This is a genomic window from Xanthomonas campestris pv. asclepiadis, assembly GCF_020784175.1.
Taxonomy (GTDB): Bacteria; Pseudomonadota; Gammaproteobacteria; order Xanthomonadales; family Xanthomonadaceae; genus Xanthomonas; species Xanthomonas campestris_D.
On record NZ_JAJGQM010000029.1, the window covers coordinates 25,906 to 38,547 of the forward strand.

Annotated in this window: 10 protein-coding genes; all 10 read left to right on the forward strand. The window is 67.7% G+C overall.

The window, feature by feature from the left end; genetic code table 11:
* Window positions 1–43: 43 nt before the first annotated feature.
* The 10 genes from LL972_RS13710 to LL972_RS13755 all read left to right on the forward strand — a co-directional run bounded on the left by LL972_RS13710 (window position 44) and on the right by LL972_RS13755 (window position 12,480).
* The gene (locus LL972_RS13710; protein WP_228328059.1) at window positions 44–793 is read left to right on the forward strand and encodes a 3-deoxy-manno-octulosonate cytidylyltransferase; all 750 of its coding nucleotides are present in this window, start codon (window positions 44–46) and stop codon (window positions 791–793) included.
* Window positions 790–1,557, forward strand: a complete 768-nt coding sequence (locus LL972_RS13715; protein WP_228328060.1) for an FkbM family methyltransferase — start codon at window positions 790–792, stop codon at window positions 1,555–1,557. Before LL972_RS13710 ends, LL972_RS13715 begins: the two co-directional genes overlap by 4 nt.
* Window positions 1,558–1,771: 214 nt before the next feature.
* Entirely contained in the window at window positions 1,772–5,281 is a 3,510-nt protein-coding gene (locus LL972_RS13720; protein WP_228328078.1) for a glycosyltransferase, read from the forward strand.
* Between the two features lie 348 nt (window positions 5,282–5,629).
* Window positions 5,630–6,001, forward strand: a complete 372-nt coding sequence (fliE, locus tag LL972_RS13725) for a flagellar hook-basal body complex protein FliE (RefSeq protein ID WP_006449786.1) — start codon at window positions 5,630–5,632, stop codon at window positions 5,999–6,001.
* Window positions 6,002–6,014: 13 nt separating this feature from the next.
* Entirely contained in the window at window positions 6,015–7,745 is a 1,731-nt protein-coding gene (fliF, locus tag LL972_RS13730; protein WP_228328061.1) for a flagellar basal-body MS-ring/collar protein FliF, read from the forward strand.
* Between the two features lie 10 nt (window positions 7,746–7,755).
* Window positions 7,756–8,745, forward strand: coding sequence for a flagellar motor switch protein FliG (gene fliG, locus LL972_RS13735; protein WP_016904678.1), 990 nt, complete (start codon window positions 7,756–7,758; stop codon window positions 8,743–8,745).
* Window positions 8,742–9,362: a FliH/SctL family protein gene (locus tag LL972_RS13740; RefSeq protein WP_228328062.1), complete on the forward strand. Its 621-nt coding sequence runs from the start codon at window positions 8,742–8,744 to the stop codon at window positions 9,360–9,362. The genes fliG and LL972_RS13740 overlap by 4 nt, the downstream gene beginning before the upstream one ends.
* The gene (gene fliI / locus LL972_RS13745) at window positions 9,359–10,741 is read left to right on the forward strand and encodes a flagellar protein export ATPase FliI (RefSeq protein ID WP_228328063.1); all 1,383 of its coding nucleotides are present in this window, start codon (window positions 9,359–9,361) and stop codon (window positions 10,739–10,741) included. The genes LL972_RS13740 and fliI overlap by 4 nt, the downstream gene beginning before the upstream one ends.
* 3 nt (window positions 10,742–10,744) lie before the next feature.
* Window positions 10,745–11,200, forward strand: coding sequence for a flagellar export protein FliJ (gene fliJ / locus LL972_RS13750; protein ID WP_228328064.1), 456 nt, complete (start codon window positions 10,745–10,747; stop codon window positions 11,198–11,200).
* A complete protein-coding gene (locus LL972_RS13755) occupies window positions 11,197–12,480 on the forward strand; it encodes a flagellar hook-length control protein FliK (protein ID WP_228328065.1) in 1,284 nt (427 codons plus the stop codon). The genes fliJ and LL972_RS13755 overlap by 4 nt, the downstream gene beginning before the upstream one ends.
* Window positions 12,481–12,642 lie beyond the last annotated feature (162 nt).

Sequence of the window (12,642 nt, forward strand, 5' to 3'; positions counted from 1 at the left end):
GCCGCCCTCGCCACTCAACGCCATCGGTTGCCAGGAGGCTTCCATGACCTACGCCATCATCATCCCCGCGCGGCGCGACTCTTCGCGCCTGCCCGGAAAACCGCTGATCGAGTTGGGCGGCGTGCCCATGATCGTGCGCACCTATCAACAATGCGCCAAGGCGGCGCCGGCCGAGCACATTCTGGTCGCCACCGACTGCAACGTGATTCAACGTACCTGCGAGCAGGCCGGCATCCGCGCCTTGATGACCTCCAGCAATTGCCTGACCGGTACCGATCGCGTTGCCGAAGTCGCACAACAGCTCGATGTGGATACCTACATCAACGTGCAGGGTGACGATCCGCTATTCAATCCGCAGGACGTGCGCTTGCTGATCGACGCTGCGGTAGCGGCGCCGAACGATGTCATCAATGGTTATTGCCCGGTTGCCAACGTCGAAGAGTTCCGTAATCCGAGCGTGCCCAAGGTGGTCGTTCGCCCGGATGGGCGTTTGCTTTACATGTCGCGCGCGGCAATCCCGATCACCAAGCAAGGCGAGTTCCGGCGCGCCTGGCGTCAGGTCTGCGCCTATGCGTTTCCCAGGCAGGCATTGCAGGCGTTTGCATCGGTGTCTTGCAAGACGCCGCTGGAAGAAATCGAGGATATCGAGATCCTGCGCTTCCTGGAACTGGGCTTCGAAGTGCGCATGGTGCAGATGAGCAACCGATCGATCGCGGTGGATACGCCGGCTGATGTAGTGCGGGTGGAAGCAGCACTGCGCATGATGCAGCTTGGCGAGCAGAACGCGCCATGACGCAGGATAAGACGTCCCACACGCAGCCCGGCATGCATTCGCCCATCTGCGGAACTTCCGATCTCAGAAACCAAGCGCATGCCCAGGCGTATTCACCACGCCGCTTCTTCGACCAGTTACTGAAGACCGACGCTCCGGTGGTGCTGGACGTGGGCGCGCATCGCGGCGAGTCGATCCAGCACTTCAAGTCGATCTATCCGGATTGCCGGCTGTATTCGTTCGAGCCCGATCCGCAGAACTTTGCCGAGCTGGAAAAAGTGGCTGCACAGTTCGGCACGACCACCATGTGCGTTGCACTGGGCGAAAAGGAAGAAGTCGGTCATTACTACCGGCAGAGCATCTCGCACCTGGGCGGGTTGCTGCCGATCAATGCCGACTCCACCGACTCGCTTGGCTATGCGCGGCAGGCGACGAACGAGGAAATTGTGGTCAGCAAGACCACCCTCGACCACGCCTGCGTCATGCTGGGGATCGCCCAGGTACATATTCTCAAGATCGATGTGCAGGGGTTTGAGCGTCAGGTGCTGGAGGGGGCAACTGCGATACTGCAGCACACCGACTGCGCGGTTATCGAGATCGGGCTATACGACTTCTATGGCAAGACCACCAGCTTCGTCGACGTGGTCAACCTGATGCAGGCGGCCGGCTTTTCGTTGTGGGACATCGCCACACTGTCGAAGAACCCAAAGAGCTTGCGTACCGATTGGATTGAGGTGGTGTATCGCAAAGACTCAGCACAACCGCGAGATCTTTCTCAGCCATAAGGGCGACTGCGTGCCGCCGCCGGTCAGGTTGCCACCGTACACACTAACGGCATGCTTATTGCATTATCGGCTAGGTTGAACCACACCCAGGTGCGCTATCTACTGGTGCACGATTGGGCGCTCCGCCCTCCCCCGTTTCCGCGCCTTGGATGCACCTTTGACTGTTCAAGACAATCGATCGCCGATGACGTCCAACGCCCTGGTCAGTATCGTCATGCCGACCTACAAGCCGCGCTATGTCGCGCAGGCGCTGGACAGCGTGCTGGCACAGACCTACCCGGCGCTGGAGCTGGTGATCTGCGACGACAACGCCGATGGCGCGATCGAGGCCGTGCTGGCGTCGAGGCTGGCTGACGCCCCATTTCCGATCCGCTACCACCGCAATACCCCCCGCCTCGGCGAACTCGGCAGCACCATCAAGGGCATCGGCCTGGCGCGAGGCGAGTACGTCAAGTTCCTGCACGACGACGATGTGCTGCAGCCGGACTGCATTACGCAATTGGTGTCGGCGATGGAACGCAACCCCGGCACCGCGCTGGCGTCCTCGCGCCGGCTGCGCATCGACGATGACGGTGCGCCGTTGCCCGACATCCTGGCCACCAGCTTTCCGTTCGGCGAGGACGTGCTGATCGACGGGCCGGAGCTGGTGTCGTTCCTGGCCGACCACGCCATCAACTTCATCGGCGAGCCGAGTTGCGTGCTTGCACGGCGCGCCGACCTGGTGGCGCTGGGCAATGAGCTAATGATGTTGAACGGCAAGGCCATCCACTGGGTCGGCGACCTGGCGATCTACGTCAAGCTGCTGCGTCACGGCAACCTGGCCCTGCTGTCCAGCCCGCTCACGCAGTTTCGCGTGTCCAGCGCGCAGTTCAGTCAGGCCGGCCGCGATCAGGTCGGGGTCGGCGACCAGGGCCATGAAGACTTGCGCCAGGGCATCCGCCAGTTGGGCTGGCGGCGCGAGACCGGCGACAACCGCCAGGTACGCGTCGCCCCGCTCAGCCCGCACAAGGCGCGGGTATTCAAGTCGGTGGACCTGGTCAACGCGTTGATGCAGAGCGCCGGCATGGCCGAGCGCGTGTCGCCGGCCACTTGGTTGGGGGTGCGGCATCCGAGCGAGGTCCAACGCGCCTTGATCGATGCGCGCCTGCAGGCGCATGCGGGCGGCCCGCGGATCGCAGTGATGGTGATCGACGGCCATGGCGATGCGGCAGCGGTGGCCGCCACCCAGGCCAGCCTGGCAGCGCTGGCGTGTTATCCGAATCAGCAGACCTGGGTACTCAGCAGCTCCCCGCAGCAAGCCGCCGAGCACGGCGAGCGCGGTGTGCTGATCGGTCAGGACGGGTTGGTGCCTACCCTCAATCGGACCATCGCCACGCAACAGTCCATCGACTGGGTGCTGCTGGTCCAGGCCGGCAGCCTGTTCACCGCCAGCGGCCTGCTGATGCTGGCGCTGGAGATGCTCGCGCTGCCGGACACGTGTCAGGCCATTTACGCCGACGAAGTGGTCGCGCTGGACGACGGCCAGCTGGGGCTGGCGATGCGGCCGGCGCTGTATCTGGACATGCTATTGAGCGCGCCGTCGACGATGTCGCGGCATTGGCTGTTCCGGCACCAAACGCTGTTGGCCGATGGCGGCTTTCCTGCCGAAACAAGCGACGCTTTCGAACTGGATTACCAGTTGGGGCTAGTCGAACGATACGGGCTGGCCTGCATCCAGCACATCGCCGAACCCTTGCTGGTGGCATCGGCCACCACGCGGCATGGCGACGAAGACGAGCAGCGCGCCATCAGCCGCCATCTTGCCGCGCGCGGTTACGTGGACGCGGTGGTGAGCAGCACCGGCCCCGGCCGGCATGCGGTGGATTACCAGCATGCACAGCAGCCTCTGGTCAGCATCCTGGTATTGGTGGATGGACGCCTTGCGCAGCTGCAACGCTGCCTGGAAAGCGTGCTTGCCAATACCGGCTACGCGCACTACGAACTGCTGTTGCTGGATCGCGGCGACAGCACCGAGCCGGGGCTGCGCGACTGGCTGACGGGCATCGACAACCTCGCTCTGCAGCAGATCCGCGTGCTGCGCTTCGAAGGCGACCCCTCGCCCGAGGCGGCCTGCAATGCGGCGGCCGAGCAGGCACGTGGGGAGGTCTTGCTGTGGTTGGCGGCCGGCACCGCAGCGATCAAGGCCGATTGGCTGGCGCAGTTGCTCAACCACGCGCTGCGTCCCGAGGTTGGCGCAGTGGCCGGCAAGCTGCTGCGCAACGACGGCACCGTGCATCACGCCGGCCTGCTGCTGGGCCTGGGTGCACCGGCAGCACGCGCCTTCGAAGGTGCCGCGTTCGACGAATCGGGCTATCTGCAGCGCCTGCAACTGGATCAGAACTACAGCGCGCTCAGTGGCGAATGCCTGATGCTGCCGCGCCAGCTGTTCCTGGACGCCGGCGGCTTTGCGCAGGAACCGGCATTGGCGCAATGGAGCGATGTCGACCTGTGTCTGCGCCTGCAGCAGGCAGGCTATCTCAATGTCTACGCCGCGCGCGCGCAGCTGCTGATCGACCCGCCCGACACAACACCCGCCACTGCACTCGACGAAGAAGCGATGTATGCGCGCTGGCTACCGGTGATGGCCAACGACCCGGCCTACAACCCGGGCTTCTCGCTGGATCCCGGCGCCGGCTTCCAGCTGGCCGACCCGCGCGCCAGTTGGCGGCCATTGCAGTCGTGGCGACCGCTGCCGACGATGATCGCCCTGCCCGCCGATATCGAAGGCTGCGGCCACTATCGGGTGATCCAGCCGCTGCGCGCCTTGCGCGAGGCCGGCATGGTCGAAGGCGTGCTGTTCAACGGCTATCTGGAGATCAGCGAGCTGGCGCGCCAGGATCCCGACGTGGTGATCCTGCAACGCCAGGTCGGCGAGCCGCGACTGGAAGCGATGCGGCGGATGCAGGCGCTGTCGCGCGCATTCAAGGTCTACGAGCTCGACGACTACCTCCCCAACCTGCCGCTGAAGAATGCCCACCGCGAGCACATGCCCAAGGACATCCTCAAGACAGTGCGGCGCGGGCTGGGCATGGTGGACCGCTTCGTGGTGTCCACCCCTGCCCTGGCCGAGGCGTTCGCCGGGTTGCACAGCGACATCCGCGTGGCCGAAAACCGCCTGCCGCCGCATTGGTGGGAGCACCTGCCAGCACACAGCGAACGCAAGCAACGCCAGGGCGGCAAGCCGCGCATCGGCTGGGCCGGCGGCGTCAGTCACACCGGCGACCTGGAACTGATCGCCGATGTAGTCCGCGAGCTGGCCGACGAGGTCGAGTGGGTGTTCATGGGGATGTACCCGTTCGCGCTGCGCCAGCACATCCATCAGTTCCAGCCCGGTGTGCCGATCGATCATTACCCGGCCGCACTGGCGGCGCTGGATCTGGATCTGGCGCTGGCGCCGGTGGAACAAAACCTGTTCAACGAGTGCAAGAGCAATCTGCGCCTGCTGGAATACGGCGCCTGCGGCTACCCGGTGATCGCCAGCGACGTGCGCTGCTACCAGGGCAACCTGCCGGTGACCCTGGTGAAGAACCGCTACCGCGACTGGATCGGCGCGATCCGCGAGCATCTGGCCGACCCGGCCGCTTCGGCAGCAAGGGGCGCGGCCTTGCGTGAAGTGGTGCGCCGGGACTGGATGCTGACCGGAAGCAATCTTGAGCGATGGCGCGCGGCATGGTTGCCGGATTAATCGATCAAGGAGCGCGGGTGCATGCACTTCATGCCCCGCTTGCAACCATGCACACCGACCATCTCGATTGGGCCTTGCCCGCCCACCGTCGCGGGACTTCATGCGGTACGGATACTGCATAAGAGCCTGAAGGTACGGGAAGACACATCCGGCGATGGAGAGCGGGTACTGCTCCCGCAACCACGCCACAGACCCGAAGCCGTGCAGCCAAGTCCCCCCGGGCCATCGCCCAGCGCCGGACCCATCCGCGGCTGACTAAAGCCCCTCCCCGCCCCAGCGCCGGAATCCCGGCGCAGTTTCGGCACGCCGCTTGCATTGGTGTGGATGCCTCCCTGGCTGACCGCACCCATGAGCGACTCCGTTACCTCCATCCTCTCGCAGATCCGCAGCTACCAGACGCAGATGGGCCAAGGCCCGATGGGCGCGGTGGGCGATGCGGCGCGCGGCAATCAGATCCAGGGGCTGGCCGGCACGCAGGGAACACCGGCCACCCAGGCGCCGAGCTTCAGCGAAACCTTGCGCGGCGCCATCGGCGGCGTCAACGAGGCCCAGCAGAAGTCCGGCGCCTTGGCCAAGGCCTTCGAAATGGGCGACCCCAGTGCCGATCTGGCGCGGGTCATGGTCGCCTCCCAGCAGTCCCAGGTGGCCTTCCGCGCCACCGTGGAAGTCCGCAACCGTCTCGTCCAGGCTTATCAGGACGTCATGAACATGCCGCTGTAAGGGTTGACGACACATGGCACTCGCGATCACCAAAGAAAACATGAACCAGAACGCCGAAAAGGCGGGGCAATGGTTCGACCGTGTCCGCAGCCTGCAGATCACCCGCAAGCTGACCATGATGGCGATGATCGCCGTGGCGGTGGCGGCCGGTCTGGCGGTGTTCTTCTGGTCGCAGAAACCCGGTTACCAGTCGCTGTACACCGGCCTGGACGACAAGGGCAATGCCGAGGCGGCCGACCTGCTGCGCACCGCGCAGATCCCGTTCAAGATCGACCAGGACACCGGTGCCATCTCGGTGCCGCAGGACCGTCTGTACGATGCCCGCCTGAAGCTGGCCGGCTCCGGCCTGACCGGCAAGGAAACCGGCGGCGGCTTCGAGCTGATGGAAAAGGACCCGGGCTTCGGCGTCAGCCAGTTCGTCGAAAACGCCCGCTACCAGCACGCCCTGGAAACCGAGTTGTCGCGCACCATCGGCACCCTGCGCCCGGTGCGCGAGGCCCGCGTGCACCTGGCCATTCCCAAGCCCAGCGCCTTCACCCGCCAGCGTGACGTGGCCAGCGCCTCGGTGGTGCTGGAGCTGCGCGGCGGCCAGGGCCTGGAGCGCAACCAGGTCGATGCCATCGTCAATCTGGTCGCTTCCAGCATCCCGGACATGACCCCCGAGCGCGTCACCGTGGTCGACCAGAGCGGCCGCATGCTCTCCATCGCCGATCCCAACAGCGACGCCGCCCAGCACGCCGCCCAGTTCGAACAGGTGCGTCGCCAGGAAAGCTCCTACAACCAGCGCATCCGCGAACTGCTCGAGCCGATGACCGGCCCGGGCCGGGTCAACCCGGAGGTCAGCGTGGACATGGACTTCTCGGTGGTCGAGGAAGCCCGCGAACTCTACAACGGCGAGCCGGCCAAGCTGCGCAGCGAGCAGGTCAGCGACACCAGCACCAGCGCCACCGGCCCGCAGGGCCCGCCGGGCGCCACCAGCAACAGCCCCGGCCAGCCGCCGGCGCCGGCCGCAAACGCCACTGCCGGCGCACCGGGCACCCCGGCCGCTGCCAATGGCCAGGCCGCCGCAGCGGCCGCGCCGACCGAAAGTTCCAAGAGCGCCACCCGCAATTACGAATTGGACCGGACCTTGCAACACACCCGCCAGCCGGCCGGCCGCATCAAGCGGGTGTCGGTGGCGGTGCTGCTGGACAACGTCCCGCGCCCCGGTGCCAAGGGCAAGATGGTCGAGCAGCCGCTGACGGCCGCCGAGCTCACCCGCATCGAGGGCCTGGTCAAGCAGGCGGTGGGCTTCGACGCGGCCCGTGGCGACACGGTGTCGGTGATGAACGCCCCGTTTGTGCGCGAGGCGGTCACCGGCGAGGAAGGTCCGAAGTGGTGGGAAGACCCGCGCGTGCAGAACGGTCTGCGCCTGCTGGTCGGTGCGGTGGTGGTGCTGGCGCTGCTGTTCGGCGTGGTGCGCCCCACCCTGCGCCAGCTCACCGGCGTGACCGCGATCAAGGAAAAGCAGGCCAAGGGCGGCAACGATGGCACTCCGCAGAGCGCCGACGTACGGATGGTCGACGATGACGACCTGATGCCGCGCCTGGAAGAGGACACCGCCCAGCTCGGTCAGGACCGCAAGACCCCGATCGCGCTGCCGGACGCCTACGAAGAACGCATGCGCCTCGCACGCGAAGCAGTCAAAGCCGATTCAAAACGTGTCGCACAAGTCGTGAAGGGATGGGTCGCCAGTGAAGCCTGATACACCACCGATGACCGGCGTACAGCGCGCCGCCGTGCTGCTGCTGTCGCTTGGGGAAAGCGACGCCGCCGAAGTGCTCAAGCACATGGACCCCAAGGAGGTGCAGAAGATCGGCATCGCCATGGCCACCATGACCGGCATCTCGCGCGACCAGGTCGAGAAGGTCATGGACGAGTTCAACGGCGAACTGGCCGGCAAGACCTCGCTGGGCGTGGGCGCCGACGACTACATCCGCAACGTGCTGATCCAGGCGCTGGGCGCCGACAAGGCCGGTGGCCTGATCGACCGCATCCTGCTCGGCCGCAACACCACCGGCCTGGATACCCTGAAGTGGATGGACCCACGCGCGGTGGCGGATCTGGTGCGCAACGAGCACCCGCAGATCATCGCCATCGTCATGGCGCATCTGGACAGCGACCAGGCCGCGGAGGCCTTGAAGCTGCTGCCCGAGCGCACCCGCGCCGACGTGCTGCTGCGCATCGCCACCCTGGACGGCATCCCGCCCAATGCGCTGAGCGAGCTCAACGACATCATGGAGCGCCAGTTTTCCGGCAACCAGAACCTCAAGTCGTCCAACGTGGGCGGCATCAAGGTCGCCGCCAACATCCTCAACTTCCTGGACACCGGCGCCGACCAGGGTGTGCTGGGCGAGATCGGCAAGATCGACGCCGACCTGGCCGGCAAGATCCAGGACCTGATGTTCGTGTTCGACAACCTGGTGGACCTGGACGACCGCGGCCTGCAGACGCTGCTGCGCGAAGTCTCCGGCGAGCGTCTGGGGCTGGCCCTGCGCGGCGCCGACGTCAAGGTGCGCGAGAAGATCACCCGCAACATGTCCCAGCGCGCCGCCGAGATCCTGCTCGAGGATATGGAAGCGCGCGGCCCGGTGCGCCTGGCCGACGTGGAAGCGGCGCAGAAGGAAATCCTCACCATCGTCCGCCGCCTGGCTGACGAAGGCGCCATCAGCCTGGGCGGCGCCGGTGCGGAGGCGATGGTATGACCGACATCGTCACCCGCTGGCTGGCCCCCGACCTGCACCTGGAGCCGGCCGCGCCGGAGCCGGAATTCGACGAACCGGCGGTGTACGAGCCGGTGCTGCGTCCGCCGACCCTGGAAGAGATCCAGGCCATCGAAGACGCCGCCCAGCAGGAAGGCTTCGCGCGCGGGCATGCCGAAGGCTTTGCCCAGGGCCAGTCGGAGGTGCGCCGCCTGACTGCGCAGATCGACGGCATCCTGGACAACTTCACCCGGCCGCTGGCGCGGCTGGAGAACGAAGTGGTCGGCGCGCTCGGCGAGCTGGCCGTGCGCATCGCCGGCTCGCTGGTCGGGCGCGCCTATCAGGCCGACCCGCAGCTGCTGGCCGAGCTGGTGCAGGAGGCCGTCGATGCGGTCGGCGGCGCCGGCCGCGAGGTGGAAGTGCGCCTGCACCCGGACGACATCACCGCGCTGCTGCCGCATCTGGCGCCCAGCAGCACCACCCGCGTGGCCCCGGACCTGAGCCTGAGCCGCGGCGACCTGCGCGTGCATGCCGAAAGCGTGCGCGTGGACGGAACACTGGATGCGCGCCTGCGGGCCGCGCTGGAGACGGTCATGCGCAAATCCGGAGCCGGCCTGTGAGCGACCTGTTGGGAGCCACCCCCGCCCCGGCCGACTGGCTGGACGCGCGCAACCTGCGCCTGGCCACCCGCCTGAGCGGGCTCGGGCTGGAGCCCACCGCCGGGCGCACCCTGATCCGCGAAGGCATCCTGCGTCGCGCGGTCGGCCTGACCCTGGAAGCCACTGGCTGCGAGGCGCCGATGGGCGCCACCTGCAAGGTCGAAGTCGACGGCGGCTGGGTCGATGCCGAAGTGGTCGGCTTTGCCGGCGAACGCACCTATCTGATGCCCAGCGCCGAACTGCATGGCCTGCTGCCGAACGCCCGCGTGGTGCCCTCGCGGCGCCGCGGCGGCGTGGAAGTGGGCGAAGGCCTGCTCGGCCGCGTCATCGACAGCGACGGCACCCCGCTGGACGGCAAGGGCCCGATCCGCGGCGAAGGCAGCGTCAGCATGGCCGGCGTGTCGATCAACCCGCTGGCGCGCGAGCCGATCACCACCTCGCTGGATGTCGGCGTGCGCGCGATCAACGCGCTGCTGCCGATCGGCCGCGGCCAGCGCGTCGGCCTGTTTGCCGGCTCCGGCGTCGGTAAATCGACACTGCTCGGCATGATGACCCGCTTCACCTCGGCCGACGTGATCGTGGTCGGGCTGATCGGCGAACGTGGCCGCGAAGTGCGCGACTTCGTCGAAACCACCCTGGGCGAAGAAGGCCTGCGCCGCGCCGTGGTGGTCGCCGCACCGGCCGACCGCCCGCCGTTGGCGCGTCTGCATGGCGCCTACCGCGCCACCGCCATCGCCGAATGGTTCCGCGACCAGGGCTTGAACGTGCTGCTGCTGATGGATTCGCTGACCCGTTTCGCCCAGGCGCAGCGCGAGATCGGCCTGTCGGTCGGCGAGCCGCCGACCACCCGCGGCTACCCGCCGTCGGTATTCGCCAAATTGCCGGCGCTGGTCGAACGCGCCGGCAACGGCGCCAAGGGGCGCGGCTCGATCACCGCCTTCTACACCGTGCTGACCGAAGGCGACGACCCGCAGGACCCGATTGCCGACGCCGCGCGCGCCATTCTCGACGGCCACATCCTGCTCTCGCGCCGGGTTGCCGACAGCGGCCTGTACCCGGCCATCGACGTCGAATCCTCGGTCAGCCGCGTGGTGCAGGACATCGCCGACGACACCTGGCGCCTGCGCATCCGCAAGCTCAAGCGCCTGCTGTCGGCCTACACCGCCAACCGCGACCTGATCGCCATCGGCGCCTACCAGCGCGGCAGCGACCCGGCCACCGACGAAGCATTGGCGCGCTGGCCGGAGATCGTCGAATTCCTCGGCCAGGACGTCCACCGGGCCGCCGACCTGCCCGACAGCCTGTCCGCGTTGCAGCGGCTGGTCGAACCCGAGAACTAATCCATGATGCAGTCCAAACGGATCGACCCCCTGCTGCGCCGCGCCCAGGAACAGGAAGACAAGGTCGCGCGCGACCTGGCCGAGCGTCAGCGCGCCCTGGATACCCACCAGTCGCGCCTGGAAGAACTGCGCCGCTACGCCGAGGAATACGCCAACAGCCACATGGCCGGTACCAGCGCCGCCGCGCTGACCAACCGCCGCGCCTTCCTGGACCGCCTGGACAGCGCGGTGCTGCAGCAGGCGCAGACCGTGGAAACCAACCGCAACAAGGTGGAAGCCGAGCGCACCCGGCTGCTGCTGGCCAGCCGCGAGAAGCAGGTGCTGGAGCAACTGGCCGCCAGCTACCGCGCACAGGAGAACAAGGTGATCGAACGCCGCGACCAGCGTGAGATGGACGACCTCGGCGCGCGTCGTTCGCGCCTGGCCCGCAGCGAAGATACCCACGGAGAATCCCCATGAACCCCTTGTCCGCTTTTGCTGCCGGCCTCGGCGCGCTCGCTAGCACCGGCAAGAAATCCAGCTACAGCGACCCCTCGTCCGAGCCCGACGCCGGCCAGGACCAGTTCGCACGCATGCTCAATCCGGCCAACACGCCGAACCAGGCCCCGCCGCAGGCGCCCGAGCGCGTGCCGGCCAAGCAGGCCGCGCCCAAGTCCAACCAGCCCGACAGGCAGCGCAGCGACGAGGACCACGGCGACGATGCGCCCGGCGACGCCACCGCGCGCCCGCGCGCGCAGGATGGCGATGCCAAGGCGGCCAAGTCCGGCGCCGCCAAGGAACCGGCTGCCACCGACGGCAGCAGCACCGCCGGCACCACCAAGACCGGCAAGACCACGACCAATAGCGAAGACGCACCGGCCGATGCAGCCGCCGCAACCGACACCGGCTGGCCGCCGCCGGGCCTGGGCGGCTTCGGTATGGGCCTGCTGACGCAGGCGCTGCCGGGCGGCGATGTGCTGGCGGCCGCGGCGGCGGCACTGGCTGCCGGCGTGACCGCCGGTGCCGGCACCACGCCGACCGCACCCGCGCTGCCGACCGACGCGGCCGCCCCAACCGCAACCGCGACTGCCGGCACCGCCCTGCCCTCATTGGGCGCGCTGGCACCGGCTGCCGCCGCAGGCGCCAAGCCCACCTCCGTCACCGCCTTGAGCGGCGACGCCCAGGCGGCCGCACTGATGGGCATGGCGACCAAGGCGCTGGACCCGGGCACCGACGACAGCGCCGGCCCGGCTGCGCCGGACGCCCCGGCGTTCGTGCTGCCGACCACCACGGCGGCCGCGCTTGGCCGCCTGCAGGACCCGGCGCCGGTGTTCAGCGCCTCGCCCACCCCGACCCCGGACATGGGCAGCGACAGCTTCGACGACGCCATCGGCGCGCGCATGAGCTGGCTGGCCGACCAGAAGATCGGCCATGCGCATATCAAGGTGACCCCGAACGAGATGGGCCCGGTCGAGGTGCGGTTGCACCTGGACGGCGACAAGGTCAATGCCAGCTTCAGCTCTGCCAATGCCGACGTGCGCCAGGCGCTGGAACAGAGCCTGCCGCGCCTGCGCGAAATGCTCGGGCAGAACGGCTTCCAGCTCGGCCAGGCCGATGTCGGCCAGCAACAGCAGGGTCAGTCCGGCAACCGCAACGGTGGCGGCAGCGACGGCAATGGCCTCAGCCTGGACGACAGCCCGCCCGTCGGAATTCCGTCGGTGGTGCTACGCCAGCGTGGATTGCTGGACGCCTACGCCTGAGCCCGCGCGCCGGAAGCGCCCCGGCGCGGCCGAAAACCGCGTGTCGCCACATGCCGGCACCGCCCACCCACCCTCGCAGCGCAAGGCTTGCGGGGGTTTTGTCGTTGACCCTCCACCTGCGCCAGGAAACCGTCGCGTCATTGGCATGCCAATTGCATCCAT

What these genes read in the sequence shown, in the direction of transcription:
- fliE (WP_006449786.1), top strand. Translation starts at nt 5,630, where the DNA reads ATGAGCGACTCCGTTACCTCCATCCTCTCGCAGATCCGCAGCTACCAG.
- fliF (WP_228328061.1), top strand. Translation starts at nt 6,015, where the DNA reads ATGGCACTCGCGATCACCAAAGAAAACATGAACCAGAACGCCGAAAAG.
- LL972_RS13710 (WP_228328059.1), top strand. Translation starts at nt 44, where the DNA reads ATGACCTACGCCATCATCATCCCCGCGCGGCGCGACTCTTCGCGCCTG.
- fliG (WP_016904678.1), top strand. Translation starts at nt 7,756, where the DNA reads ATGACCGGCGTACAGCGCGCCGCCGTGCTGCTGCTGTCGCTTGGGGAA.
- LL972_RS13720 (WP_228328078.1), top strand. Translation starts at nt 1,772, where the DNA reads ATGCCGACCTACAAGCCGCGCTATGTCGCGCAGGCGCTGGACAGCGTG.
- LL972_RS13755 (WP_228328065.1), top strand. Translation starts at nt 11,197, where the DNA reads ATGAACCCCTTGTCCGCTTTTGCTGCCGGCCTCGGCGCGCTCGCTAGC.
- fliJ (WP_228328064.1), top strand. Translation starts at nt 10,745, where the DNA reads ATGATGCAGTCCAAACGGATCGACCCCCTGCTGCGCCGCGCCCAGGAA.
- LL972_RS13740 (WP_228328062.1), top strand. Translation starts at nt 8,742, where the DNA reads ATGACCGACATCGTCACCCGCTGGCTGGCCCCCGACCTGCACCTGGAG.
- LL972_RS13715 (WP_228328060.1), top strand. Translation starts at nt 790, where the DNA reads ATGACGCAGGATAAGACGTCCCACACGCAGCCCGGCATGCATTCGCCC.